The following is a 24,467-nucleotide window of genomic DNA, read 5'->3' on the forward strand; positions in this document are numbered from 1 at the left end:
CTTCAGGCGCTGGGCCGGTGTGACGACGGGCCGGGCCCTGATTCCCTAGGCTGTCGCCATGCTTTCGGAACCACGCTCAGGGCTCTTCGCTGCCTGGGGAAACGCGCTCGTGGCGGGACTCGTATCACCGGATGATGCGGCGCTCGCGATTGTCGGGGAGGACGCGGTGCACCGCGTGGAGGGGGTGCCCGGGGAGGCGGGACCGGTCGGACTGACGCTGGCGCTCGGGCGGCTGCGGGCGCTGGGGGCCACCGGCTTCCGGGTCGCACTGCCGGTGTCCGGGCACCCTCTGGGGCTCAGCGGGCCTCCGGAGTTCAACGCGCGGGCGCTGGAGGCGGAGGAGGCCGTGGTGGCTTCCGGGGTGCCGTACGGGCTCGTGCCGGAGGTACGCGAGGCGGGGCCCGCGGGTGATCTGCACGTCGAGGTGGTGTGGAGCTGTCTGCCGGTACGGGAGGCGCCGCCCGCCGATGTGCCGTCGCTGAGCGAGGCGGAACGGGAGCTCGCGGAGGCACTGCGGGATGCGACGGCCGTGCTGGCCCGGCTGGACGTGGCCGGGTCCGGGCCGGTGGCCGAGGCCGCGGTGGACGCGTACCGGGCGCGGGCCGAGCGGGGGCGCGAGGTGCTGGCGCCGGGGTACCCGCCGCGGGCGGTACGGGTGCTGGAGCTGGCTCAGCGGGTCGGGCTGCTGGTCTCGGTGGCGCACGAGAACGGGCCCGGCGGTGCGGTGACGGCTTCGGAGATCGCGGCTCGGGGTGAGGCGCTGAGGCCGGTGGAGCGGGTGGCCCGGCGGGCGCAGGTCGCCGCGTACAACGCGTATGTGGAGGAGGGCGAGAGGGGGCGGCGGTAGTCGCGGGGCGCGGTGAGCGGGGCGGGGGGGTGCCCGTGCCCGGGGCCGCTGTGTCCTCAATCGCCGGACGGGCTTGATTTCGGGGCGCCGGTCCTGGTGCGAGGGTTCCGTCCTCAAGCGCCGGACGGGCTTGGGTGTGACGGGCCGACTCGGGTGTGACGGGCCGGCTTCAGTGTGACGGGCCTGCTTCAGTGTGACGGGCCAGCTTGGGTGTGACGGGTGGGGTTGGCCGGGCGGGCCCGGGGAACGGGGCCCGCCCGGTCGTGCGACCGGGGTCGGTCAGTGGTTCAGGCCGAAGTTGCCGAAGGCCGGGTTGAGCAGGCCGATCACGTTGACGGTGTTGCCCACCACGTTCACGGGGATGTGCACCGGGACCTGGACGACGTTGCCCGAGCCGACACCCGGGGAGTTGACGGCCGTGCCGTGGGCGCCCGCGCCATGACCGGTGGCGGAGGCAGCACCGGCACCGGCGGCGATGATTCCACCGGCGATCATGGTGACGGCAGCGGCCTTCTTGAGGTTCTTCACTTCAGGCTCCTCTTGGAAACGCTGCGGCCAGCCGCCGCAGCACGCCATGGAGAACGCCTCGGCGCCCGACAGGATGCGCCGTGTGGGTGACATACACCCGACAGTATGAATCTTCGTGCGGAGCGAGACGGTCCGCTTTAGTCCGCTCAGCCGGCCGCACCGTGCCTGACGGCCCACAATGCCGCCTGGGTGCGGTCCGCCAGGTCCAGCTTCATAAGGATGTTCGACACGTGGGTCTTGACCGTCTTCTCCGAGAGGACCAGCGCCCTGGCGATCTCCCGGTTGGAGCGGCCGTCCGCGATCAGGCCGAGCACTTCACGTTCCCGTTCGGTGAGGGTGCTCCCGCGGCCCGTACCGCTGCCCGCGTCGTCCTGGGCCAGGAGGGCCCCGGCCACCTCGGGCTGGAGCAGTACGTGACCGGCGTGGACCGAGCGGATGGCTCCGGCCAGGGCGTCCGGGTCGACGTCCTTGTACACGTAACCGGAGGCTCCGGCGCGCAGTGCCGGGACGACCGTGCGCTGTTCGGTGAAGCTGGTGACGATCAGCACCTTGGCCGGATTGGCCAGCTCGCGGAGTTTGCGCAGGGCCTCGATGCCGTCCGTGCCGGGCATCTTGATGTCCATCAGGACGACGTCGGGGCGCAGCTCCTCGGTGCGGGCGACGCCCTCGGCGCCGTCCGCGGCCTCTCCGACGACCTCTATGTCGTCCTGGACCTCCAGGAACGTGCGCAGCCCCCGGCGTACCACCTGGTGGTCGTCGACCAGCAGCACCTTGATGGTCTTGTCAGCCACAGGGCACCTCCATCTCGATCGTGGTGCCCTTGCCGGGCGCCGATTCGACGGTGAGTTTCCCGCCGACACTGCCGGCCCGGTGGCGCATGGACACCAGGCCGAGGTGGCGGCCGGCGTGCCGGACCGCCGTGGCGTCGAAGCCGCAGCCGTCGTCGGTGATCCGCAGGACGGCCGCCGGGCCGCTGCGGACGAGGGTGACGGCGACGTGTTCGGCGCCGGAGTGGCGCAGGGCGTTGTGAAGGGCTTCCTGGGAGACCCGGAGCAGCGCTTCCTCCTGGGTGGCGGGCAGGGCCCGTACCCCCGCGCTCTCGAAGGTGACCCGGGCGGTGTGGGCGCGGTCCATGACCTGGATCTGCGTCCGGAGCGTGGCGACCAGGCCGTCCTCGTCGAGCGCGGCGGGGCGCAGTTCGACGACGGCCGCGCGCAGTTCGTCGACGGCTTCCGCGGCGAGAGCGGCGACCTGCTGGAGCTCGTCCTTGGCGCGGGCGGGGTCCCGGTCGACGAGTGCGGCGGCGGCCTGGGCGGTCAGCCGGAGGGAGAAGAGCTTCTGGCTGACGGCGTCGTGGAGCTCGTGGGCCAGCCGTGAGCGTTCCTCCGCGATCGTGAGCTCACGGCTCCGTTCGTAGAGCCGCGCATTGGTCAGGGCGATCGCCGCGTGCTGGGCGAGGATCGACAGGAGTTCCTCGTCCTCCGCTGTGAAGCCGCAGGTGCCGGCCGGTTTGGGGCAGCGCTTGTTGGCCAGGAAGAGCGCGCCGATGATCTCGTCGCCGTCCTGGATGGGCAGGCCCAGGAAGTCGGACATGTCGGGGTGGGCGTCGGGCCACCCTTCGAAGCGGGGGTCCTTGCGGACGTCCGCGAGCCGCTCGGGCTTCGCCTCGTGGAGCATCGCCGCGAGGATGCCGTGCTGCCTGGGCAGCGGGCCGATGGCCTTCCACTGCTCGTCGCTGACCCCGTCGACGACGAACTGGGCGAAGCCGCCGTGGTCGTCGGGGACGCCCAGGGCCGCGTATTCGGCGTCGAGCAGTTCACGGGCCGAGGCGACGATCGTCTTGAGGACGTCACGCATTTCGAGATGCCGGCTCATGGCGAGCAGCGCGGCACTCACCGCGGCGAGGCCCGACGGTGGGCGATGACTCATGGCCTCACCGTACCGGCGGGGCGCGACAGCCGTATCGGGCTGTGGACGGCGCCGGCCGGGGGCGTGGGGACTAGGACTTTCGGCGGGGTACGGGGCGCGGTCCTAGGACCGGGAAGGGCTTAGGCCGAAGTGCGGGGTGCCGGTGCGGCTCGCGGACGAGGCGCGGCGTGCGGGGGTGTTCCTACGTTGGTTTCACCGGGGGTCACCCGGTGGATGCCGGCGTTTCGAGGGGACGGTTGTCATGCCGATCGCGTTGATCACAGGAGCTTCCAGGGGGCTGGGGCGTGCGCTGGGAGCGGCGCTCGCGGAGCGGGGCTGGGATCTGGTGCTGGACGCCAGGACGTCCGGCGCACTGGAGGAGACGGCCCGGGACCTGGGCAGCCGGTACGGGCGCCGGGTGGTGGCGGTACCCGGTGATGTCACGGACGCGGCGCACCGCAGGGCTCTGGTGGCCGCTGCCGGGGAGCTGGGCGGGCTGGATCTGGTGGTGAGCAATGCCAGTGCGCTGGGCGCCGAGCCGCTCGTACGCCTGGAAGCGCTCGCGCTGGACGGGCTGCGGCTGGCGCTGGAGACCAATGTGGTGGCGGCGCTGGGTCTGGTGCAGGAGTCGCTGCCGCTGCTGCGTGCCTCGGCTGCGGGGGCCGTGGTGACGGTGAGCTCGGACGCGGCGGCGGAGCCGTACGCGACCTGGGGCGGTTACGGGGCGTCGAAGGCGGCGCTCGACCAGCTGGCGGCGGTGCTGGGCGAGGAGGAGCCGGGGCTGCGGGTGTGGGCGGTGGACCCCGGGGACATGCGGACGGAGCTGTACGCGGCGGCCGTGCCCGGGGACGACGGCCCGAGGCCGCTTCCGGAGAGTGTGGCTCCGGCGTTCCTCCGGCTGCTGGAGCGGCGGCCCGCGAGCGGCCGGTACGCGGCGGTCTCGCTGCTGGACCCTTCCGGCGCCGGGCGATGACCGCTCTGGAGGCCCTGCGGGTGCCCGAGGAGCTGTCGGCGCGGGTTCCGGCCGAGCAGCGGGGTACGGGGCGCGACGACGTACGGCTGCTGGTGTCCCGGGGGCGGGCGGTCTCGCACCACGCGTTCCGTGAGCTCCCCGGGCAGCTGCGGGCCGGAGACGTGCTGGTGGTCAACACGTCGACGACGCTGCCGGCGGCGGTGAACGGGCGGGTGGGCGGTGAACGGGTCGTCGTCCACTTCTCGACCCGCGGCGAGGACGGGCGGTGGTCCGTGGAGCTGCGGCGGCCGGACGGCGCGGGGGCGACGCTGCCCCGGCACGGTGGGCCGCAGGGGGCGCACGTACAGCTGCCGGGCGGGCACGGGCTCGTACTGGAGGAGCCGCTGGGGCCGCCGGCGGAGGCCCGGCTGTGGTGGGCGCGGACGCCGTTCGACGTGCCGGAGGTGCTGCGGCGGTACGGGCGTCCGATCCGGTACGGGTACACGGAGCGGGACCAGCCGCTGTCCGCGTACCAGACGGTGTTCGCCGTGCCCTCGCGCGACGGGAGGGGTTCGGCGGAGATGCCGAGCGCCGCGCGGCCCTTCACCGGACCCCTGGTGGCCTCGCTGGTGAGCCGCGGGGTGCAGTTCGCCCCGCTGGCGCTCCATACGGGGGTGGCTTCGGCGGAGGCGCACGAGCCCCCGTACCCGGAGTGGTTCTCGGTGCCGGGCGCGACGGCGTGGCTGGTGAACGCGGCGCGGGCGGGCGGTGGGCGGGTCATCGCGGTGGGGACGACCGCGGTGCGTGCCCTGGAGTCGTCGGCGGGGACGGACGGGGTCGTGCGGGCGGCCGAGGGCTGGACCGACCTCGTGGTCACGCCTCAGCGGGGGGTGCGGGCGGTGGACGGCCTGCTGACCGGGCTGCACGAGCCCGCGGCCTCGCACGTGCTGATGCTGGAGGCGATCGCGGGCCGGGAGGCGCTGCGGCGCGGGTACGCCGAAGCGCTGCACCAGGCGTACCTCTGGCACGAGTTCGGGGACGTCCACCTCCTTCTGCCCGAGGAGGAGCCTCACGCTCTGCGTTGCTGAAGCAACATCCGGTGAGTTCGTAACGTGCCCTATGTGAGCCCGCGCATAGGGCCCACGTCACTTACGAAGTCGACTAGTGGATACAAAAGGGGCAAGAAGGCGGGAATGAGTGGGGGCAAGGCGGACATGGCGGGCACCTGATCCACTATGTAGCTTCGTACGTCACACCTTTGCCACGGCATTTTGCTGGCGCTAAGAATTGCACTCGTCCCCGACGGAGATGCGCAGAGCAGCGCTTCCGTCTTCGTCCTCCGTGAGGACACCTGCTAGTCGAAGAGGTACGTCTGCATGTTCGCGTCCAGCACTTCCGGCCGTAGCCGTCGCCTGACCAAGATCCAGAAGTTCTCCGTCGCCGGAGTCTCCACCCTTGGTGCCGCTGCCCTCGCGTTCTCCCTCGTCCCGTCGGACGCGGAGGCCGAGAGCAGCACGCAGGCCCTGTCCGCCGCTCCCGTCGTCTTCGCTTCCGCCGCCGGTGCCCCGCAGGCCAAGACCGTGCAGGCCAGCATTATCGAGCAGCACTCCACCGCCGAGAGCCTGGTGAAGGCCGCCGACGCCGCCCGCGCCAAGGCCGCAGCGGCCAAGGCCAAGACGGCCGCCGCCGCGAAGGCCAAGGCCGACGCCGTGGCCGACGCCAAGGCCGCGAAGGCCAAGGCCGACGCCAAGAAGCGTTCCGCCGAGGCCGCCAGCCGCAGCGCCGCCCGTAAGCCCGTCTACGCCAACAACCTGGACGGCTGGATCAAGGAAGCCCTCTCGATCATGAAGGAGAAGGGCATCCCCGGCACGTACCACGGTCTGCACAAGAACATCATGCGTGAGTCCAGCGGCAACCCGCGTGCCATCAACAACTGGGACATCAACGCGATCAACGGTGTTCCGTCCAAGGGCCTGCTGCAGGTCATCAAGCCGACGTTCGACTACTACCACGTCGCCGGCACGCCCAAGGACCAGTACGACCCGGTCGCCAACATCACGGCCGCGGCCAACTACGCCGCGGACAAGTACGGCTCGATCGACAACGTCAACAGCGCCTACTGACCGACACCTGGTCGGACCGGACATGCGCCGGAGGGCGGCACCCCGTGCGGGGTGCCGCCCTCCGGCGTTCCGTGCGTGCGGCGTGCGCTACTTGCGCATGACCTCCGGCTCGTGGCGGCGCAGCAGGCGCGCGACCGCGAAGCCGCAGACGATGCCGATGAACAGCAGCACCGAGATGTTCATCCCCCACTGGCCGGCCGTGCTCTCCCACAGCGGGTCCAGGTCCGTGGGGTTCTTCTGGTCCCACGGCGGCATGAGGTGGGCCAGGTCGAGCGTCGAGCCCGCGGCGGCGATGGCCCAGCGCGAGGGCATGAGCCAGGCGAACTGCTCCAGGCCGGGCGATCCGTACACCTGGAAGAGGATGCCCGTGAAGACGACCTGGACGATCGCGAACATGACGAGCAGCGGCATCGTCTTCTCGGAGGTCTTCACCAGCGAGGAGATGACCAGGCCGAACATCATCGAGGTGAAGCCCAGGGCGATGATCGTGACGCAGAGCTCGACGGCCGGCGGCATGATCAGGCCCTCGGCCGGCAGGTCGCGGGTGGCGAACCCGATGCCGCAGATGATGACGCCCTGGATGGCCGTGATCACTCCGAGGACGATCACCTTGGACATCAGGTAGGCGGAGCGGGAGAGGCCGGTGGCCCGCTCGCGCTCGTAGATGACGCGTTCCTTGATCAGTTCTCGTACGGAGTTGGCCGCGCCGGAGAAGCACATGCCGACCGCGAGAATCAGCATGATCGTTCCGGCGTCGCCGTTGAACCGGGACGGCGGGGTGGGCGGTGCCAGCCCGAAGTCGGCCGGGATCACCACGCTGACGATGCCGAGCACCGCCGGCAGGATGACCATCAGCCCCATGAAGCCCTTGTCGGACGCGATCACCGAGGTGTAGCGGCGGATCAGCGTCCACAGCTGCGTCGCCCAGCCCTGCGGCTTCGGCGGGCGCATCTGCTGCGGCGGCGGCATGTGTACGGACTGTGCGGCGACCGCGTCGATGTCCGCTGCGTACATCTGGTAGTGCTGCGAGCCGCGCCAGCGTCCCGCCCAGTCGTAGTCGCGGTAGTTCTCGAACGCGGAGAAGACGTCGGCCCAGGTGGTGTAGCCGAAGAAGTTGAGGGCTTCCTCCGGCGGACCGAAGTAGGCGACCGAGCCGCCCGGCGCCATCACCAGGAGCTTGTCGCAGATGGCCAGCTCGGCCACGGAGTGGGTGACGACGAGGACCGTACGGCCGTCGTCGGCGAGGCCGCGCAGCAGCTGCATGACATCGCGGTCCATGCCCGGGTCGAGACCCGAGGTGGGCTCGTCCAGGAAGATCAGCGAGGGCTTGGTGAGCAGCTCCAGGGCCACGGAGACGCGCTTGCGCTGGCCACCGGAGAGCGAGGTGACCTTCTTGTCCTTGTGGATGTCGAGCTTGAGCTCGGCGAGGACCTCGAGGATGCGGGCCTGACGCTCGGCCTCGGTGGTGTCCGCGGGGAAGCGGAGCTTGGCCGCGTACTTCAGGGCCCGGGTGACGGTGAGTTCCTTGTGCAGGATGTCGTCCTGCGGGACCAGACCGATGCGCTGACGCAGCTCGGCGAACTGCTTGTACAGGTTCCGGTTGTCGTAGAGGACGTCGCCCTGGTTGGCGGGCCGGTAGCCGGTGAGCGCCTTGAGCAGGGTGGACTTTCCGGAGCCGGACGGGCCGATGACGCCGATCAGCGACTTCTCCGGAACGCCGAACGAGACGTCCTGGAGGATCTGCTTGCCACCGTCGACCGTGACCGTGAGGTGACGGGCGGCGAAGGAGACCTCACCGGTGTCGACGAACTCCTCGAGCCGGTCGCCGACCAGCCGGAAGGTCGAGTGGCCGACACCGACGATGTCGTTCGGGCCGATGAGCGCGGACCCGGACTTGCTGAGCGGCTGGCCGTTGACGTACGTGCCGTTGTGCGATCCGAGGTCGCGGATCTCGAAGCGCCCGTCGGGCGTCGCGTGGAACTCGGCGTGGTGGCGGGAGACCTGGAGGTCGGAGACGACCAGCTCGTTCTCCAGCGCACGGCCGATGCGCATCACCCGGCCGAGGTCCAGCTGGTGGAACGTCGTCGGGCTGCGGTCGCCGTAGACCGGCTGGGCCCCCGGGAAACCGCCGGGTGCGCCGGCTCCGGGCGACTTCTGCATGCCCTGCTGGTGCGGGACCTGGGGCTGGACGTGTCCCTGCTGGCCCTGCTGCCATGCCTGCTGCTGGTGCTGGGCAGCCGGGTCGGGCCCGGCCGGTGCACCCTGCTGAGGGTGGACGGGAGCCTGCTGGCCACCCGCGGCCTGGCCGCTGTAGATGTCGGCGGCGGCTCCGCTGAGGCTGAGCCTGGGGCCGTCGGTGGCGTTGCCCAGGTGCACCGCCGAGCCGGGCCCGATCTCCATCTGGTGGATCCGTTGGCCCTGCACGTAGGTGCCGTTGGTGCTGCCGTGGTCCTCGATGAACCAACTGCGGCCACCCCAGCTGATCGTGGCATGCCGCCACGACACCCTGGCGTCGTCGACCATGAGATCGCCCTGCGGATCACGTCCGAGGGTGTACGACCTGGACGGATCGAGCGTCCAGGTCCTGCCATTCAATTCCAGTACGAGTTCCGGCACTCCGCGCCCCACTAGTTGTCCCCCGAGAGACTCCCGTCACAGGGAGTCTAGGGATGCTGAACATCGTGGGGAACTATTCCAGGAGCAGTCACCGATCGGAAAGCCGGGCGGAGTGAAGACCGCGCAGAGACCTGCTGCCGCCGCACCGTTGACTCGGGTGAAACAGGCTCGGACAGTGGGAACCACGCACGAGTGCGCACGGATCATGAGCGAATAGGTCAACTCAGTGCATCTCGGTGCAGATTGGGGGGTCCTGTATGACTGCGGACACGAGGGCGGGCGGGCGCCGGGGGGCTGCGGGCAGGGGTGTCCCGTGGGCGGACGTGGCACTCTCCTCGGTCGCCTCGGTGAGTTGGGCCCTGGCCGCGATGGCGGGCGCGGCGGCTCTGGGGCTGCATCTGCTCGGCGCCGGCTCGGTCGGCGAACCGGGGCCGATGACCGCGGCCGTGGTGGTGCTGGGGGCCGGCGGCACGGTCTCTCCCTCCGGTGACGTGTCGGCCTTCGGGCTCGACGGCGCCGCGGCGCACACGGCCCTCGACGTGACCCCGCTGGGGGTGGGTCTGGTGGGCGCGCTCGCCCTCTCCCTGTTCTTCCTGCGCTCGCTGCGCGGCACGGGCGCGGACCTCTCCTGGGGCGAACTCGGCGCGCGTACGGGGGCGGTGGCGGCCCTGTTCGTCGCCATGGTGGGCGGGCTCGCCTGGGCAGGTCACGATGTCGTGACGATCGACGGCGGCCGGCTGCCGGGAGGCGGTGACAACGGTGCCGGCGGCCTGCCCGATGGGCTGGGGGATCTGGGCGGACTGCTGCCGGACCGGCTCGCCGACCTCTCGCGGGCCGAGGCGCGGGTCGGGTTCGCCGTCGACACCGGGGCCTCGCTGGCGGGCGGGGCCTGCTGGGTGCTGGGGGTGCTGGTGATCGCCCTGCTCGCCTCCCGTGCACCGCTGCCGGGCCGCGCCGGGCGGCTCCACCGGATGATGCGGCCCGCCGTCTCGGCGCTCGTCTCGGTGCTGCTCGTCGCGGTCCTGGCCGGGTGCGCGGCCGCCGCGTACGCCGCGGTCGGTGACGCCCATCCGAAGCGGATCGCGGGCGCCGCGCTGCTCGGGGCGCCGAACGGGGCGTGGCTCGGGGTACCGCTCGGGCTGTTCGTGCCCTGGGACGGCACGGCCACGGGTGCGCTGTCCGGACTGCTCCCCGACCCCTTCGACGAGCTCCTGCGGGGCTCCGCCGAACAGCCGGTGACGGTCGGGGCACTTGCCGAACTCGATGGCCGGGTCTGGCTGTTGGCGGTCGCCGCCGGGGTGATGATGCTGTACGCGGGGGTGCTGGCGGCGGCCCGTACGCCGCGTGCGCCCGGGGGGTCCGCCACCGGGTTCGCCGTGCGGTGCGGGCTGCGGCTCGGGGGCGTGACCGCGCTCGCGCTGCCGCTGCTGGTGTGGCTGACCCAGGTGTCCGCGGACGCCTCGCTGTCGGTGCTGGGCTTCGACGCCTTCGGGGGCGGGATCGAACTGCACGGGCGGGCGGGCGTGGCGGCGGCACTGGGGGCGGCGTGGGGGGCCGGTGCGGGTGCGGCGGGTGCGCTGCTCGCGTGGTCGGTCGGGGCATTGCCTCCGCCGCTGCCGGGAGGCGGACATCCGGGCGGGGAGGGTGCCGGGCCGTATCGCCCTTCGCGGCCGTACCGGGCGGCCAACCCCGACACGAATCCGTATCTGCGGCTGCCGGACGGGGTGCACGGGGCGCCGACGGTGGTGGGGCGGATCGGTCCGCCGGTGCCTCCGCCGCCGGGGCCCGGGCCCGGCGCGCCGCCGGAGGAGCCGCCCGGACACGGGTGAGCGTGGCGCCCTCGGCCACCGGACAGGCTCGCTCGGGGTGGGGCTCAGGGAGTGCCCACGGGCCCGAGGCGGCTGCGCCCGCCCTGAAGCGATCGGGTGGGCCGGTCGGAGGCTGTCCGGCTGGCGGGACAGGGGGCCGGGGGTGCGAGCCGGACCGATACGGTGGGAACACCATGAGCGCATCTCAGCCACCTCAGTCTCCCCCGTCTCCTGAGCTCCCTGAGTCCCGTCAGGGCATCGACGAACCCACCCTTCTCGTGAAGATCTTCGGGAAGGACCGCCCCGGTATCACCGCCGGGCTCTTCGACACACTCGCCGCGTACGCCGTCGATGTCGTGGACATCGAGCAGGTCGTCACCCGGGGCCGTATCGTCCTGTGCGCCCTGGTCACCTCCCCGACCTCGGGCGGCACCACCGAGGGCGACCTGCGGGCGACCGTGCACAGCTGGGCCGATTCGCTGAAGCTGCAGGCCGAGATCATCTCGGGCACGGGCGACAACCGGCCCCGTGGCTACGGCCGTTCCCATGTGACCGTGCTGGGGCACCCGCTCACCGCGGAGTCGACCGCCGCCATAGCGGCCAGGATCACGTCGACCGGCGGCAATATCGACCGTATTTTCCGGCTGGCGAAGTACCCGGTGACCGCCGTCGAGTTCGCGGTGTCCGGCACGGGCACCGAGGCGCTGCGGACCGCGCTGGCGACGGAGGCCGCGGAGATCGGTGTCGACGTCGCCGTCGTGTCGGCAGGGCTCAGCCGCCGGGCGCAGCGGCTCGTCGTCATGGACGTCGACTCGACCCTCATCCAGGACGAGGTCATCGAGCTCTTCGCGGCCCACGCGGGCTGTGAGGACGAGGTCGCCGCCGTGACCGAGCAGGCGATGCGGGGCGAGCTCGACTTCGAGCAGTCGCTGCACGCGCGGGTCGCGCTGCTCGCAGGGCTCGATGTGTCGGTCGTGGACAAGGTGCGGGCCGAGGTGCGGCTGACGCCCGGTGCCCGCACCCTGATCCGTACGCTGAAGCGCCTCGGCTACCAAGTGGGGGTCGTCTCCGGCGGATTCACGCAGGTCACGGACGACCTGAAGGAACGGCTCGGCCTCGACTTCGCCTCCGCCAACACGCTGGAGGTCGTCGACGGGAAGCTCACCGGCCGGGTCGTGGGCGATGTGGTGGACCGGGCCGGCAAGGCGCGGCTACTGCGGAGCTTCGCCGAGCAGGCCGGGGTGCCGCTCGCCCAGACCGTGGCGATCGGTGACGGTGCCAATGACCTGGACATGCTGAACACGGCGGGGCTCGGCGTGGCGTTCAACGCCAAGCCGGTCGTCCGCGAGGCCGCGCACACGGCGGTGAACGTCCCGTTCCTGGACACCGTGCTGTATCTGCTCGGCATCACCCGTGAAGAGGTCGAGGCCGCCGACGGCCTGGTCGACTGAACGGGCGCGGCACAGGGAAGGGCCCCGGCGCAGCTGCTGCGCCGGGGCCCTTCCCTCGTTGTCCGCACCTCAGTCGTTCGGCGTCCAGTATTCGACGAGCTTGCCCGCACCGAGCTCCAGCGACTTCCAGGAGCCGGAGAACTCGACCACGCCGTAGGCGGCGGTCGGGAAGCCGTCCCGGGCCACCCTGGCCAGGGCGTCTCCGGTCGCCGAGCCCGAGAGGCCGTCCACGGCCGCGTGCATGCCGGGGTTGTGGCCGATGACCAGGAGGTCACGGACCTCGTCCGGGGTTTCGTTGAACACGGCAATCAGTTCGCCGAGTGAGGCGTCGTACAGCCTCTCCTCGTACACGGTCTTGGGGCGGTGCGGGAACTCGTGGACCGCGAGCTTCCAGGTCTCGCGTGTCCTGACGGCGGTCGAGCACAGGGTCAGATCGAAGTCGATGCCGGAATCGGCGAGCTTGCGACCCGCGACGGGCGCATCCTTGCGGCCGCGTTCCGCCAAGGGCCGCTCATGGTCGGATTCCTGCGACCATTCCGCTTTTGCATGCCTGAGAAGGACGATCCTGCGAGGTGTATCGACGCTCATACACCTCAGCTTCGCACGAAATGTGCCGCCTGGCGCAGGGTGTTGACGTGCTCGCCCGGTGCGGGTGAATCACTCGACCGGCCCAGCGGACGGGCGTCAGCGGGCGAAAAGGTCGATGATGCGCGCGAGCAGCCGGCCGAGCGCCGGATCGCCGGTCGCGGCGCGGGCCTCGCCCGGCCCCGCGATCAGCAGCAGGAGGGCGGCGAACGCGAGCGCGGGCAGCACGACGGCCCACCACGGCAGCCGCACCTCGACGCTGCCCGACGCGGGCGTGGTGGACCGGGTGTGTGTACGGGCCGGCATGTCGCCTCCGTGGGTCTTCGGTTCGATACCCCGAACCTACGGACCCTGCGGCGCCGTTCCCATCCGGCGACCCACCCACTTCACCCTGACCCTGCCCCCCTAGGGGATGGTGGAGCTACCCCCACCCCCCGTTCCGTCAGGGGGAGGCGATCGAGGCGATCACGCCGATGATCACCGTGATGAGCATCATCGCCCCGAAGACGAGGAGAAGCTTCTTCTGGCCGTTCTGGGGGTTCGGGTCGAGCACAGGAGACATGGCCCCAGTGTCGCATCTCAGCATTCGTCCTCGATCGTCCGGTCCCGCCCGGCGAGCACGCCCGCCACCATCTGCGGCAGCATGAGCGACGCCATCAGGGCGATGGGCAGGCCCCAGCCACCGCTGTGCTGGTAGAGCACACCGACGAGCAGCGGGCCGGGGATCGAGATCAGATAGCCGGTGGACTGGGCGAACGCCGACAGCCTGACCACACCGGCGCCGGTGCGCGAGCGCATCCCGATCATCGTGAGGGCGAGCGGGAAGGCGCAGTTGGCGATGCCGAGGAGCAGTGCCCAGGCCCAGGCGCCGGACGCGGGCGCGAGGTAGAGGCCCGCATAGCCGACGAGACCGCAGACGCCCAGGAAGACGGCGATCGGCCCCTGGTTCCGCATGCGGGAGGCCACGCGCGGGATGACGAAGGCGAGCGGTACTCCCATCGCCATGGTGACCGCGAGCAGGACGCCCGCGGTGCCCGCCGAGACACCCGCGTCGCGGAAGATCTGCGGCATCCACCCCATGGTGATGTACGCGGCGGTGGCCTGGAGGCCGAAGAAGCAGGCGAGGGCCCAGCCGGTCCTGCTGCGGGTGATCCGGAGAGCCGGGGCGTCCTGCGGCCGGTGGGCGGAGGGCCGTCCCGGCGCGTCGCCCCGTTCCCGTACGAGCGGAATCCACGGCAGGACCGCCGCGGCGGCGAGCACGGCCCAGACCGCGAGACCGGCCTTCCAACTTCCGCCGAACGCGTCCGTCATGGGCACGGTGACCGCCGCGGCGAGCGCGGTGCCCATGGCCAGGGCCATGGAGTAGAGCCCTGTCATGGTGCCGACACGGTCCGGGAACCAGCGCTTGACGATCACCGGCATCAGGATGTTGCTGACGGCGATGCCCATGAGGGCGAGGGCGCTGGCCGCGAGGAAGCCGGCCGTGCCGCCGACGAAGGGGCGGAGCGCGAGGCCGGCGGCGATGGCGACCATCCCCGCGCAGACGACCGCGCCGGCTCCGAAGCGGCGGGCGAGCCGGGGCGCCATGATGCCGAAGAGCGCGAAGCAGAGCGGCGGTACGGAGGTGAGGACGCCTGCGACGCTGCCGCTCATGTGCAGCCCGTCCCGTACCTCTTCGAGGAGGGCGCCGAGGCTGGTGATGGCGGGACGCAGGTTGAGCGCGGCGAGGACGAGTCCGACCATGACCAGGCGCAGCAGCCACGGGGCGGGACCCTCCGCGATCCGGCCGGGCGGTTTACGCTCGGCCGCGGCCGGGTTCCGCAGGGTGGCGGCGGGGGCTTCGTGGAGGGTCGGGGTCCGTGTCTCGTCGTCGGGCATGTCGCCCATCATAGAATCATGGGATGATTGGTTGTCCAATCACGAACAAGGAGCACCATGGCGCTGACGTCTCCGCGGCGTTCGGCACTCGCCGATCAGGTGATTGCCCAGCTGAGGAACCAGATCACCTCCGGCGAGTGGCCCGTGGGTTCACGGATTCCCACCGAGCCCGAGCTGGTCGAGCAGCTGGGGGTGGCCCGCAACACCGTCCGTGAGGCGGTGCGCGCGCTCGCGCACAACGGCCTGCTGGACATCCGGCAGGGCTCCGGCACGTATGTCGTCGCCACCAGCGAGCTGGCCGGTGTGATGCACCGGCGGTTCGCCTCCGCCGACCCGCGCCACGTCGCCGAGCTGCGCTCGACGCTGGAGTCCTCGGCCGCCCGGCTGGCCGCCGTCCGGCGCACGGACCGGGATCTGCGGCAGCTCGACGCGCTGATGGCCCGGCGCGAGGAGACCTGGGCGGCGGGGGACGCGGAGGCGTTCGTGGCGGCCGACGCGACGCTGCACCTGGCCGTGGTCGCCGCCTCGCACAACGACGTGCTCACGGAGCTCTACGCGGACCTGGGCGACCTGCTGCGCGACTACCTCCGCGACGACATCGGCCCCGAGCTGCGGCCCGAGAACCACATGGACCACGCACGGCTGGTCGAGGCGATCCGGGCCGGCGACGCCGAGACCGCCGCCGCGGAGGCCGCGAGCCACGCGCTGAGCTGCCTGGTGGACCGGGTCTGAGTCCCTGGTTCCTGTCCGCAGAGTCTCGTCCGGCCGCGGACAGGCCCTAGGAGCCCGGGCGGTGGCTGACCCAGGCCGATGCGACCTCTTTCCAGCAGCGGTCGTCGAGCCGCACGGTCCGGCCGGGCTCCACCGCGACCGCCTTGCCGTCCGCGTCGACGTCCCACCAGCGGGTGCACTCGGTGTGCAGCTGCACCAGGTCGATGGAGGGGTACGGGTTGTGGCAGTACGCGATGACCCGGGAGCCCTCGACCGACGTACGGCATTCCGAGCCCGCGGGCTCGGGAGTGGGGGCGAGGGGGGCGGCGGCCCCGGAGCCGGCCCGGTTCGCCGCGTACACGCCGACAGGGGTGACGAGTCCGGCGACGGCGGCCGAGACGGCCAGCAGGGCCGAGGTTCGGCGACGCGTGGGGTGCACAGCAGTCTCCTCCCCGCAGCCTGACCAAAAGTCCGGTTCCACCACATTCTGCGGTGGATCGACCATCTTTTCGACCTGAGGCGGCGGGGCCGAGGTCCCCCGGACGCACGACGGCCGCGTACCGCCGCCGGGAGTCCCGGGGAAGCGGTACGCGGCCTTCGTGCGCGCGAAGGGGTCAGGCGCCCATCATGTGCACGCCACCGTCGACGTGGATGATCTCGCCCGTCGTCTTCGGGAAGAAGTCCGAGAGCAGCGCGACGACACCGCGGCCGGCCGGCTCCGGGTCGGACATGTCCCACGCCAGCGGGGAGCGGTGGTTCCAGACGTCCGCGAGCTCGCCGAAGCCCGGGATGGACTTGGCGGCCATGGAGCCGAGCGGTCCGGCCGAGATCAGGTTGCAGCGGATGCTGTCCTTGCCGAGGTCACGGGCGAGGTAGCGGGAGGTGGCCTCCAGCGCCGCCTTGGCCGGGCCCATCCAGTCGTACTGGGGCCAGGCGAACTGCGCGTCGAAGGTGAGGCCGACGATCGAGCCGCCCTCGCTCATCAGCGGCTTGCAGGCCATGGCGAGCGACTTCAGCGAGAACGCCGAGACGTGCATCGCGGTGGCGACCGACTCGAAGGGGGTGTTCAGGAAGTTGCCGCCGAGCGCGTCCTGCGGCGCGAAGCCGATGGAGTGCACGACGCCGTCGAGCGAACCGAGCTCGTCGCGGACCAGGCCGGCGAGGCGGTCCAGGTGCTCGTCGTTGGTCACGTCCAGCTCGATGACCTTCGCCGGCTTGGGCAGCTTCTTGGCGATGCGCTCGGTCAGCGTGGGCCGGGGCCAGGCGGTGAGAATGACCTCGGCGCCCTGCTCCTGGGCCACCTTCGCGGTGTGGAAAGCGATGGACGACTCCATCAGCACACCCGTGATGAGGATGCGCTTGCCGTCGAGAATTCCGCTCATGGTGATCAGTGACCCATGCCCAATCCGCCGTCAACGGGGATGACGGCTCCAGTGATGTACGACGCGTCGTCGGAGGCGAGGAAGCGCACGGCTGCGGCGATCTCCCCGGGCTGCGCGTAGCGGCCGAGCGGCACCTGGGCGACGATGCCCTTGCGCTGCTCCTCGGTGAGCACCTGGGTCATGTCGGTGTCGACAAACCCGGGCGCGACGACGTTGAAAGTGATGTTCCGCGAGCCGAGCTCGCGGGCCAGCGACCGGGCGAAGCCGACAAGGCCCGCCTTGGAAGCGGCGTAGTTCGCCTGTCCGGCGGAGCCGAGGAGGCCCACGACGGAGGAGATCAGGACGACACGGCCCTTCTTGGCGCGCAGCATGCCGCGGTTGGCGCGCTTGACGACCCGGAAGGTGCCGGTGAGGTTGGTGTCGAGCACCGACGTGAAGTCGTCCTCGGACATCCGCATCAGCAACTGGTCCTTGGTGATACCGGCGTTGGCGACCAGCACCTCGACGGGACCGTGCTTCTCCTCGATCTCCTTGTATGCCTGCTCCACCTGCTCGGTGTCCGTGATGTCGCAGCGGACGGCCAGGCAGCCCGCCTCGGTGAGTTCCTCGGGCGGCTCGCCGGAGCGGTAGGTGATCGCGACCTTGTCGCCGTTGTCGGCGAAAGCGCGGGCGATGGCGAGGCCGATGCCCCGGTTTCCTCCGGTGACGAGAACCGAGCGGCTCAACGGATCACCCTTTCCTTGGCGGTCTGGTACCTCGAAAACCTATCGGTACCGTGCCTTGTACGGAGAATCGCCCTCTGACAGCGCCGCCGCGTGGCCACTGTGGGGTTCCTACAGAAGAGCGCGGGGCAGGGAAACAGGACAGCGAAAAGCGAAGGCCCCGAGCGGCCGTACCCACCATGATTCACTGCGGAGACATTTGTGCAGAGGTGGAGAAGGGGAGCCCACGTGGCCCACGAGGTAGATCAGTCATTCCTGGCGCTGCCGCTGCGTGCCCTCGCCGACGCGGCGCTCGCACGCGCCCGCGCGCTCGGTGCGGTGCACGCCGACTTCCGGTTCGAGAGGGTACGCAGCGCCGGCTGGCGGCTGCGCGACGCGCGGCCCTCCGGATCGTCGGACACCACCGACCTGGGGTACGCCGTACGGGTCGTGCACGGCGGGGCGTGGGGGTTCGCGTCCGGGGTGGACCTGACCATGGACGCCGCGGCGAAGGTGGCCTCGCAGGCCGTGGCCATGGCCAAGCTGTCGGCGAAGGTGATCGCCTCCGCGGGCTCGGACGAGCGGGTGGAGCTGGCCGACGAGCCCTCGCACGGCGAACGGACCTGGGTCTCGGCCTACGACGTCGACCCGTTCTCCGTACCGGACGAGGAGAAGACGGGGCTGCTCGCCGAGTGGAGCAGCCGGCTCCTGGGCGCCGAAGGTGTCGCGCATGTCGACGCCTCGCTGATGACCGTCCACGAGAACAAGTTCTACGCGGACACCGCGGGCACCGTCACCACGCAGCAGCGGGTGCGGGTGCATCCGCAGCTCACGGCGGTCGCCGTGGACGGGACGACCGGTGAGTTCGACTCGATGCGGACCATCGCTCCGCCGGTCGGGCGCGGCTGGGAGTACCTGACGGGCACCGGCTGGGACTGGGACGCCGAGCTGGAGCGGATTCCGGGGCTGCTCGCCGAGAAGATGCGGGCGCCGAGCGTCGAGGCGGGGACGTACGACCTGGTCGTCGACCCGTCCAACCTCTGGCTGACCATCCACGAGTCGATCGGCCACGCCACCGAGCTCGACCGCGCGCTGGGCTACGAGGCGGCGTACGCGGGGACCTCGTTCGCCACCTTCGACCAGCTGGGCAAGCTGGCGTACGGCTCCCCCGTGATGAACGTGACGGGCGACCGGACCGCCGAGCACGGGCTCGCGACCATCGGGTACGACGACGAGGGCGTCGAGGCGCAGTCGTGGGACCTGGTGAAGGACGGGACGCTGGTCGGCTACCAGCTGGACCGCCGGATCGCGAAGCTGACGGGTCTGGGCCGGTCCAACGGCTGTGCCTACGCGGACTCCCCCGGCCATGTGCCGGTGCAGCGCATGGCGAACGTGTCGCTGGCGGCCGATCCCGGTGGGCTGTCCACCGAGGACCTGATCGGCGGCGTGGAGCGCGGTATCTACGTGGTCGGCGACCGGTCGTGGTCCATCGACATGCAGCGCTACAACTTCCAGTTCACCGGGCAGCGCTTCTTCCGGATCGAGAACGGCAAGCTGGCCGGCCAGCTCCGCGACGTCGCCTACCAGGCGACGACCACCGACTTCTGGGGCTCGATGGAGAAGGTGGGCGGCCCGCAGACGTACGTCCTGGGCGGCGCCTTCAACTGCGGCAAGGCCCAGCCGGGCCAGGTCGCCGCCGTCTCGCACGGCTGCCCCTCCGCCCTCTTCCGAGGCGTGAACATCCTCAACACCACGCAGGAGGCAGGACGATGAGCCGGGTCAGCAAGCCCTACGAGATCGTCGAGCGGGCCCTGGAGCTGTCCACCGCCGACGGGTGCGTCGTCATCGCCGACGAGAGCTCCTCGGCCAACCTGCGCTGGGCCGGCAACGCGCTCACCACGAACGGGGTGACCCGGGGGCGGACGCTCACCGTCATCGCCACGGTGGACGGCGCCGAGGGCACGGCATCCGGCGTGGTGTCCCGCTCGGCCGTCACCGCCGCCGATCTGGAGCCGCTCGTCCGCGCCGCCGAGGCCGCCGCCCGCGGGGCAGGTCCGGCCGAGGACGCCCAGCCGCTGGTCTCCGGCGTGCCGGTCTCCCCCGACTTCACGGACGCCCCGGCCGAGACGGACGCCGAGGTGTTCGCCGACTTCGCCCCCGCGCTCGGTGACGCCTTCGCCCGCGCCAGGGCCGGAGGCCGTGAGCTGTACGGCTTCGCCAACCACGAGATGACCTCGACGTACGTCGGTACGTCGACGGGGCTGCGGCTGCGTCACGACCAGCCGAACGGCACCCTGGAGCTGAACGCCAAGTCCCCCGACCGTTCGCGTTCGGCCTGGGCGGGCCGCTCCACCCGGGACTTCAAGGACGTCGACCCGGCGTCGCTGGACGCGGAGCTCGCGAAGCGGCTCGGCTGGGCGGAGCGCCGTATCGAACTGCCTGCCGGGCGGTACGAGACGCTGCTGCCGCCGACGGCCGTGGCCGACCTGCTGATCTACCAGCTGTGGTCGTCGACCGCGCGGGACGCCGCCGAGGGCCGGACGGTCTTCTCCAAGCCGGGCGGGGGTACGCGGATCGGCGACAAGCTGTCCGGGCTGCCGCTGACCCTGCGCAGCGACCCGCACGCGCCGGGGCTCGAATCCGCGCCGTTCGTGATCGCCCACGCCTCCGGGGACGGCGCCTCCGTCTTCGACAACGGTCTGCCGCTCGCGCCGACGGACTGGCTGAAGGACGGCAGGCTGGAGCGTCTGACCACGACACGGCACTCCGCGGGCCTGACGGGTCTGCCGGTCGCCCCGGCCATCGACAATCTGCTCCTCGACGCCGGCGGTGAGCGTTCCCTGGACGAGATGGTCGCCGCGACGACCGGCCGGGCCCTGCTGCTGACCTGCATGTGGTACATCCGGGAGGTCGACCCGGCGACGCTGCTGCTGACCGGGCTGACCCGCGACGGGGTGTATCTCGTCGAGGACGGCGAGGTCGTCGGCGAGGTGAACAACTTCCGGTTCAACGAGTCGCCCGTCGATCTGCTGTCGCGGGCCACGGAAGCGGGCCGTACGGAGAAGACGCTGCCGCGCGAGTGGGGCGACTGGTTCACCCGGGCCGCCATGCCGGCGCTCCGGATCCCGGACTTCAACATGAGCTCGGTCAGCCTCGGCGTATGACCGCCCTAGACTGACCGGTGCCATTCCACACGAGTAGAGGAGACACGGAACCGTGACGGACATCGTCGACGAGCTGAAGTGGCGCGGGCTGTTCGCCCAGTCCACTGACGAGGACGCACTGCGCAAGGCTCTCGCGGACGGTCCGGTCACGTTCTATTGCGGCTACGACCCCACCGCGGCCAGTCTGCACGTCGGGCACCTGGTCCAGGTGCTCACCATGCGCCGGCTCCAGCAGGCCGGGCTCCGGCCGCTGGCTCTGGTGGGCGGGGCGACGGGTCAGATCGGTGACCCGCGCCCGACCGCCGAGCGCACGCTGAACGACCCGGAGACGGTCGCCGCCTGGGTGGCGCGGCTGCGGGCCCAGATCGAGCCGTTCCTGTCCTTCGAGGGCGAGAACGCGGCGGTCATGGTGAACAACCTGGACTGGACCGCCGGCCTGTCGGCGATCGAGTTCCTGCGGGACATCGGCAAGCACTTCCGCGTCAACAAGATGCTCACGAAGGACTCCATCGCCCGGCGTCTGGAGTCCGACGAGGGCATCAGCTACACCGAGTTCAGCTACCAGCTGCTCCAGAGCATGGACTTCCTGGAGCTGTACCGGCGCTACGGCTGCACCTTGCAGCAGGGCGGCAGCGACCAGTGGGGCAACCTCACGGCGGGCCTCGACCTGATCCACCGCCTGGAGCCGGGTGCCGCGGTGCACGCGCTGGCGACGCCGCTGATGGTGAAGGCGGACGGGACGAAGTTCGGCAAGTCCGAGAGCGGCGCCGTCTGGCTCGACGCGGAGATGACGACGCCGTACGCCTTCTACCAGTTCTGGCTGAACGCGGACGACCGGGACATCTCGCGGTACATGCGCATCCTCAGCTTCCGGAGCCCCGAGGAGCTCGAGGAGCTGGAGAAGCTGACCGAGGAGCGTCCGCAGGCCCGTTCCGCGCAGCGTGCGCTGGCCGAGGAACTGACCACGCTGGTGCACGGTGGCGAGCAGTGCGCCGCCGTCATCGCCGCGTCGAAGGCGCTCTTCGGCCAGGGTGACCTGGCCGAGCTGGACGAGGCGACGTTGAGCGCCGCGCTCTCCGAGGTGCCCCACGCGCGGGTCACCGAGCTCGGCCCGCTGGTCGACCTGCTGGTCGAGGTCGGTCTGGCACCGAGCAAGTCGGGTGCCCGCCGGACGGTCAAGGAGGGCGGCGCCTACGTGAACAACGTGAAGGTCGCGGACGGCGAGAGCGCTCCGGCCCACGAGGAACTGCTGCACGGACGCTGGCTGGTACTGCGCCGGGGCAAGAAGAACCTGGCGGCCATCGAGGTCACGGCCGGCTGACACCGGTACGGACCGCGTCCGCACCGTCGGACCACAGAACACAGCGGCCGGACACGCCCAGGCGTGTCCGGCCGCTGTGCTGCGCGCACGAACGGGTCAGGTCCGCTGTCTTCCGCTGCGGATCGAGGTCCAGAGCATGTCTCCCACACCGACCACGGCCACGGCGCCGATGAGTTGGAGCACGTGGCGCGTCCAGTCGATTCCCTTGGTGTCATTGACACCGATCCAGGTCGCGACGGCGTTGCCGAGGACGCTGCCGATGATGCCGAACACGGTCGTCAGCCAGAGGGGGATCTCCTGCTTCCCGGGCAGGATCGCCTTCGCGATCAGACCGAGCACCAGGCCCACGATGATTGCCCACAACCAGCCCATTTCGCCTCCTCGTGCGGCGCAGTCTGCGCACGTCCGGCCAGTCTCGGCCCGCCGCCCCCGCGCCGCATGCCGGACGGGTCCGTACGTGGCGCCCGTACATGGCTCCGCGCGGACGGGCCCGACCCGGTCTCGAACCCTGCGCGTCCCCGGCGTACCGTAGAGGCGGCCCGGTCCGGGGAGCGTCCGGCACAGCGATCTGGTGGTGGAACATGATGCGGAAGCGGAGCGGCGCGGAGGTCTTCCGTATCACGGGGGCGCGCCAGGGTCTCGCCGAGGACGTGCGGGGCAGGCAGCGGCGCTATGTGATCTCGATGTCCGTGCGGACCGTCTCGGTGGTCCTGTCGGCCGTGCTGTGGAACGTCGAGCGGCATGTGGCCATCGTGGCGCTGGCCCTGGGTGTGCTGCTCCCCTACGTGGCGGTCGTCATCGCCAACGCGGGCCGGGAGAACGCCACTTCACTTCCTTCGACCTTCGTTCCCGCGCCGGTGCTGCCCGCTCTGGAGGCCGCTCCGGTGGCGGGTCCGGCGAAGGCCGAAGGGGAAGCGGGACCGGCCGGGGAGACCCCTCGTCCGCACGCGCACGGCTGATCCGTCGACGCCTCGGAAGCTCAGGAAAAGCTCAGATCAATCATGAGGTTCCGGTGCACCGCACCCCGGTCCCCATGGCATACTTCGTACGCGCTCCGCATCCCCCGTCGGAGCGACGGACCGACGCCGGGCAGCTCCCCCCGTGGCTGCTCGGCGTCGCCTTTTCTCCGGCGGGGATGTGTCGGTCGGCCGCCCGAACAGCTGACTTAGGGTTGAGCCCGTGAACATCTTCGAGACCCACGCCGAGAGCGAATCCGCGACGCCGATCTGTTCCGCCAAGGGCTGTCGCGCCGACGCCGTGTGGGTGCTCGCCTGGAACAACCCGAAGCTCCACACCCCTGAGCGCCGCAAGACCTGGCTGGCCTGCGACGAGCACCGGGAGCACCTTTCCTCGTTCCTCGGCGTACGCGGATTCCTGAAGGACGTCGTGACCCTGGCGGAGTGGGAGTCCTCAGCCGCCGATGGCTGACATCGGGCGGTCGGGCTGGAGGAAGGACGGGTCGTCCAGTCCGGAGCCGGCCTTCTTGCCCCACATCGCGAGCTTCCAGATCCTGGCGATCTCCTCGTCGGGGGCCGTCGAGCGCAGGGCGCCGCGCAGGTCCGTCTCCTCGCGGGCGAAGAGGCAGGTGCGGATCTGACCGTCGGCGGTGAGCCGGGTGCGGTCGCAGGCCCGGCAGAAGGGCCGGGTGACGGAGGCGATGACCCCCACGCGGTGCGGTCCGCCGTCCACGGTCCAGCGCTCGGCCGGCGCGGAACCCCGCTCGTCCTCGCCCTCGGCGGTGAGGGTGAAGCGCGTGCGCAGCGAAGCCAGGATGTCGCCGGCTGTGATCATCCCGTCCCGCTTCCAGCCGTGCTGGGCGTCGAGCGGCATCTGCTCGATGAAGCGGAGCTCGTAGTCGTGGGCGACGGCCCAGGCCAGCAGCTCCGGTGCCTCGTCGTCGTTGAGTCCGGGCATCAGGACGGAGTTGACCTTGACCGGGGTGAGGCCGGCGTCGCGGGCGGCTTCGAGTCCGTCGAGCACGTCCTGGTGGCGGTCACGGCGGGTGAGCGTCTTGAAGACGTCGGGGCGCAGGGTGTCCAGGGAGACGTTGACCCGGTCCAGCCCGGCCGCCTTGAGGGCGGCAGCGGTGCGCTTGAGTCCGATGCCGTTGGTCGTGAGCGACATTCTGGGGCGGGGCTCCAGGGCGGCGCACTGCTCGACGATGGAGACGAGGCCCGGGCGGAGCAGCGGCTCGCCACCGGTGAAGCGGACTTCCGTGATGCCGAGGTCGGTGACGGCGATCCGGATGAGCCGGACGATCTCGTCGTCACTGAGCAGTTCGGTCTTGGAGAGCCACTGCAGACCCTCTTCGGGCATGCAGTAGGTACACCGCAGATTGCACTTGTCCGTCAGTGATACGCGCAGGTCGGTGGCGACCCGGCCATAGGTGTCGATGAGCACTGTGGGCCCCCTCCCCCGGTGGTGTCCCGCGGTTGCGGTTCTGACAGTTCCGAGACTACGCGAGACCTATGACATCGACGGGGGCCCGTTTG

At 71.1% G+C, this 24,467-nt stretch carries 25 protein-coding genes; 12 read left to right on the forward strand and 13 right to left on the reverse strand.

Annotated features, from left to right (window positions below):
- The first annotated feature begins 58 nt into the window (after positions 1-58).
- On the forward strand, positions 59-847 hold the full coding sequence (locus OG230_RS07750) for a hypothetical protein (RefSeq protein ID WP_328909384.1): 789 nt from the start codon (positions 59-61) through the stop codon (positions 845-847).
- A gap of 279 nt (positions 848-1,126) precedes the next feature.
- Here OG230_RS07750 and OG230_RS07755 read toward each other — a convergent pair whose 3' ends face one another.
- From OG230_RS07755 to OG230_RS07765, 3 genes are all read right to left on the reverse strand, one after another.
- Complete coding sequence (locus OG230_RS07755) at positions 1,127-1,375, reverse strand: chaplin (protein WP_328911339.1); 249 nt, start codon at positions 1,373-1,375, stop codon at positions 1,127-1,129.
- A 146-nt stretch (positions 1,376-1,521) separates the two neighbouring features.
- Entirely contained in the window at positions 1,522-2,166 is a 645-nt protein-coding gene (locus OG230_RS07760) for a response regulator transcription factor (protein ID WP_328909385.1), read from the reverse strand.
- Positions 2,159-3,304 (reverse strand): GAF domain-containing sensor histidine kinase, encoded by a 1,146-nt coding sequence (locus tag OG230_RS07765; protein WP_328909386.1) that lies wholly within the window; start codon positions 3,302-3,304, stop codon positions 2,159-2,161. The genes OG230_RS07760 and OG230_RS07765 overlap by 8 nt, the downstream gene beginning before the upstream one ends.
- Positions 3,305-3,545: 241 nt before the next feature.
- On the opposite strand from OG230_RS07765, the gene OG230_RS07770 reads away from it, so the two are divergent.
- The 3 genes from OG230_RS07770 to OG230_RS07780 all read left to right on the forward strand — a co-directional run bounded on the left by OG230_RS07770 (position 3,546) and on the right by OG230_RS07780 (position 6,358).
- Complete coding sequence (locus OG230_RS07770; RefSeq protein WP_328909387.1) at positions 3,546-4,256, forward strand: SDR family NAD(P)-dependent oxidoreductase; 711 nt, start codon at positions 3,546-3,548, stop codon at positions 4,254-4,256.
- Entirely contained in the window at positions 4,253-5,323 is a 1,071-nt protein-coding gene (locus tag OG230_RS07775) for an S-adenosylmethionine:tRNA ribosyltransferase-isomerase (RefSeq protein WP_328909388.1), read from the forward strand. Before OG230_RS07770 ends, OG230_RS07775 begins: the two co-directional genes overlap by 4 nt.
- A gap of 288 nt (positions 5,324-5,611) precedes the next feature.
- A complete protein-coding gene (locus OG230_RS07780) occupies positions 5,612-6,358 on the forward strand; it encodes a transglycosylase SLT domain-containing protein (RefSeq protein WP_328909389.1) in 747 nt (248 codons plus the stop codon).
- 87 nt (positions 6,359-6,445) lie between these two features.
- On the opposite strand, the gene OG230_RS07785 is transcribed toward OG230_RS07780, so the two are convergent.
- Entirely contained in the window at positions 6,446-8,986 is a 2,541-nt protein-coding gene (locus OG230_RS07785; RefSeq protein WP_328909390.1) for an ABC transporter ATP-binding protein/permease, read from the reverse strand.
- Positions 8,987-9,231: 245 nt separating this feature from the next.
- On the opposite strand from OG230_RS07785, the gene OG230_RS07790 reads away from it, so the two are divergent.
- Positions 9,232-10,803: a streptophobe family protein gene (locus OG230_RS07790; protein ID WP_328909391.1), complete on the forward strand. Its 1,572-nt coding sequence runs from the start codon at positions 9,232-9,234 to the stop codon at positions 10,801-10,803.
- A 173-nt stretch (positions 10,804-10,976) separates the two neighbouring features.
- The gene (gene serB, locus OG230_RS07795) at positions 10,977-12,233 is read left to right on the forward strand and encodes a phosphoserine phosphatase SerB (protein ID WP_328909392.1); all 1,257 of its coding nucleotides are present in this window, start codon (positions 10,977-10,979) and stop codon (positions 12,231-12,233) included.
- 69 nt (positions 12,234-12,302) lie between these two features.
- On the opposite strand, the gene OG230_RS07800 is transcribed toward serB, so the two are convergent.
- The 4 genes from OG230_RS07800 to OG230_RS07815 all read right to left on the reverse strand — a co-directional run bounded on the left by OG230_RS07800 (position 12,303) and on the right by OG230_RS07815 (position 14,696).
- Positions 12,303-12,821 (reverse strand): SixA phosphatase family protein, encoded by a 519-nt coding sequence (locus OG230_RS07800; RefSeq protein ID WP_328909393.1) that lies wholly within the window; start codon positions 12,819-12,821, stop codon positions 12,303-12,305.
- 96 nt (positions 12,822-12,917) lie between these two features.
- Positions 12,918-13,124, reverse strand: coding sequence for a hypothetical protein (locus OG230_RS07805; protein ID WP_328909394.1), 207 nt, complete (start codon positions 13,122-13,124; stop codon positions 12,918-12,920).
- Between the two features lie 136 nt (positions 13,125-13,260).
- Positions 13,261-13,371, reverse strand: a complete 111-nt coding sequence (locus tag OG230_RS07810) for an SGM_5486 family transporter-associated protein (RefSeq protein WP_328911340.1) — start codon at positions 13,369-13,371, stop codon at positions 13,261-13,263.
- A gap of 26 nt (positions 13,372-13,397) precedes the next feature.
- On the reverse strand, positions 13,398-14,696 hold the full coding sequence (locus OG230_RS07815) for a CynX/NimT family MFS transporter (protein ID WP_328909395.1): 1,299 nt from the start codon (positions 14,694-14,696) through the stop codon (positions 13,398-13,400).
- Positions 14,697-14,753: 57 nt separating this feature from the next.
- On the opposite strand from OG230_RS07815, the gene OG230_RS07820 reads away from it, so the two are divergent.
- Positions 14,754-15,428: a FadR/GntR family transcriptional regulator gene (locus OG230_RS07820; protein ID WP_328909396.1), complete on the forward strand. Its 675-nt coding sequence runs from the start codon at positions 14,754-14,756 to the stop codon at positions 15,426-15,428.
- Positions 15,429-15,474: 46 nt separating this feature from the next.
- On the opposite strand, the gene OG230_RS07825 is transcribed toward OG230_RS07820, so the two are convergent.
- From OG230_RS07825 to fabG, 3 genes are all read right to left on the reverse strand, one after another.
- The gene (locus tag OG230_RS07825) at positions 15,475-15,846 is read right to left on the reverse strand and encodes a hypothetical protein (RefSeq protein WP_328909397.1); all 372 of its coding nucleotides are present in this window, start codon (positions 15,844-15,846) and stop codon (positions 15,475-15,477) included.
- Between the two features lie 175 nt (positions 15,847-16,021).
- Positions 16,022-16,789, reverse strand: coding sequence for an enoyl-ACP reductase FabI (gene fabI, locus OG230_RS07830; protein ID WP_328909398.1), 768 nt, complete (start codon positions 16,787-16,789; stop codon positions 16,022-16,024).
- A gap of 5 nt (positions 16,790-16,794) precedes the next feature.
- A complete protein-coding gene (gene fabG / locus OG230_RS07835; RefSeq protein ID WP_328909399.1) occupies positions 16,795-17,514 on the reverse strand; it encodes a 3-oxoacyl-[acyl-carrier-protein] reductase in 720 nt (239 codons plus the stop codon).
- A gap of 225 nt (positions 17,515-17,739) precedes the next feature.
- On the opposite strand from fabG, the gene OG230_RS07840 reads away from it, so the two are divergent.
- The 3 genes from OG230_RS07840 to tyrS are packed head-to-tail and all read left to right on the forward strand — an operon-like array spanning position 17,740 to position 21,975.
- Positions 17,740-19,263: a TldD/PmbA family protein gene (locus OG230_RS07840; protein ID WP_328909400.1), complete on the forward strand. Its 1,524-nt coding sequence runs from the start codon at positions 17,740-17,742 to the stop codon at positions 19,261-19,263.
- Positions 19,260-20,654, forward strand: a complete 1,395-nt coding sequence (locus OG230_RS07845) for a metallopeptidase TldD-related protein (protein ID WP_328909401.1) — start codon at positions 19,260-19,262, stop codon at positions 20,652-20,654. The genes OG230_RS07840 and OG230_RS07845 overlap by 4 nt, the downstream gene beginning before the upstream one ends.
- A gap of 52 nt (positions 20,655-20,706) precedes the next feature.
- Entirely contained in the window at positions 20,707-21,975 is a 1,269-nt protein-coding gene (gene tyrS / locus OG230_RS07850) for a tyrosine--tRNA ligase (protein WP_328909402.1), read from the forward strand.
- 96 nt (positions 21,976-22,071) lie between these two features.
- Here the strand turns inward: tyrS and OG230_RS07855 are convergent, their stop codons facing one another.
- Positions 22,072-22,347 carry a GlsB/YeaQ/YmgE family stress response membrane protein gene (locus OG230_RS07855; protein WP_328909403.1) on the reverse strand — a complete coding sequence of 92 codons (276 nt, stop codon included), beginning with the start codon at positions 22,345-22,347 and terminating at the stop codon, positions 22,072-22,074.
- Positions 22,348-22,559: 212 nt separating this feature from the next.
- Here OG230_RS07855 and OG230_RS07860 point away from each other — a divergent pair, with 212 nt between their 5' ends.
- Together OG230_RS07860 and OG230_RS07865 are read left to right on the forward strand one after the other, a co-directional pair.
- Positions 22,560-22,934 (forward strand): DUF3099 domain-containing protein, encoded by a 375-nt coding sequence (locus tag OG230_RS07860; RefSeq protein WP_443051578.1) that lies wholly within the window; start codon positions 22,560-22,562, stop codon positions 22,932-22,934.
- A 220-nt stretch (positions 22,935-23,154) separates the two neighbouring features.
- A complete protein-coding gene (locus OG230_RS07865; RefSeq protein ID WP_328909405.1) occupies positions 23,155-23,403 on the forward strand; it encodes a hypothetical protein in 249 nt (82 codons plus the stop codon).
- Here OG230_RS07865 and moaA read toward each other — a convergent pair.
- Positions 23,386-24,375, reverse strand: coding sequence for a GTP 3',8-cyclase MoaA (moaA, locus tag OG230_RS07870; RefSeq protein WP_328909406.1), 990 nt, complete (start codon positions 24,373-24,375; stop codon positions 23,386-23,388). The genes OG230_RS07865 and moaA overlap by 18 nt on opposite strands.
- Positions 24,376-24,467 lie beyond the last annotated feature (92 nt).

The sequence above is a fragment of the Streptomyces sp. NBC_00234 genome, from assembly GCF_036195325.1.
GTDB lineage: Bacteria > Actinomycetota > Actinomycetes > Streptomycetales > Streptomycetaceae > Streptomyces.

Coding starts and splice junctions, on each gene's coding strand:
- OG230_RS07750 (WP_328909384.1), top strand. CDS start 59: ATGCTTTCGGAACCACGCTCAGGGCTCTTCGCTGCCTGGGGAAACGCG.
- OG230_RS07765 (WP_328909386.1), bottom strand. CDS start 3,304: ATGAGTCATCGCCCACCGTCGGGCCTCGCCGCGGTGAGTGCCGCGCTG.
- OG230_RS07770 (WP_328909387.1), top strand. CDS start 3,546: ATGCCGATCGCGTTGATCACAGGAGCTTCCAGGGGGCTGGGGCGTGCG.
- OG230_RS07775 (WP_328909388.1), top strand. CDS start 4,253: ATGACCGCTCTGGAGGCCCTGCGGGTGCCCGAGGAGCTGTCGGCGCGG.
- OG230_RS07780 (WP_328909389.1), top strand. CDS start 5,612: ATGTTCGCGTCCAGCACTTCCGGCCGTAGCCGTCGCCTGACCAAGATC.
- OG230_RS07790 (WP_328909391.1), top strand. CDS start 9,232: ATGACTGCGGACACGAGGGCGGGCGGGCGCCGGGGGGCTGCGGGCAGG.
- serB (WP_328909392.1), top strand. CDS start 10,977: ATGAGCGCATCTCAGCCACCTCAGTCTCCCCCGTCTCCTGAGCTCCCT.
- OG230_RS07800 (WP_328909393.1), bottom strand. CDS start 12,821: ATGAGCGTCGATACACCTCGCAGGATCGTCCTTCTCAGGCATGCAAAA.
- OG230_RS07805 (WP_328909394.1), bottom strand. CDS start 13,124: ATGCCGGCCCGTACACACACCCGGTCCACCACGCCCGCGTCGGGCAGC.
- OG230_RS07815 (WP_328909395.1), bottom strand. CDS start 14,696: ATGCCCGACGACGAGACACGGACCCCGACCCTCCACGAAGCCCCCGCC.
- OG230_RS07820 (WP_328909396.1), top strand. CDS start 14,754: ATGGCGCTGACGTCTCCGCGGCGTTCGGCACTCGCCGATCAGGTGATT.
- fabI (WP_328909398.1), bottom strand. CDS start 16,789: ATGAGCGGAATTCTCGACGGCAAGCGCATCCTCATCACGGGTGTGCTG.
- OG230_RS07845 (WP_328909401.1), top strand. CDS start 19,260: ATGAGCCGGGTCAGCAAGCCCTACGAGATCGTCGAGCGGGCCCTGGAG.
- OG230_RS07855 (WP_328909403.1), bottom strand. CDS start 22,347: ATGGGCTGGTTGTGGGCAATCATCGTGGGCCTGGTGCTCGGTCTGATC.
- OG230_RS07860 (WP_443051578.1), top strand. CDS start 22,560: ATGCGGAAGCGGAGCGGCGCGGAGGTCTTCCGTATCACGGGGGCGCGC.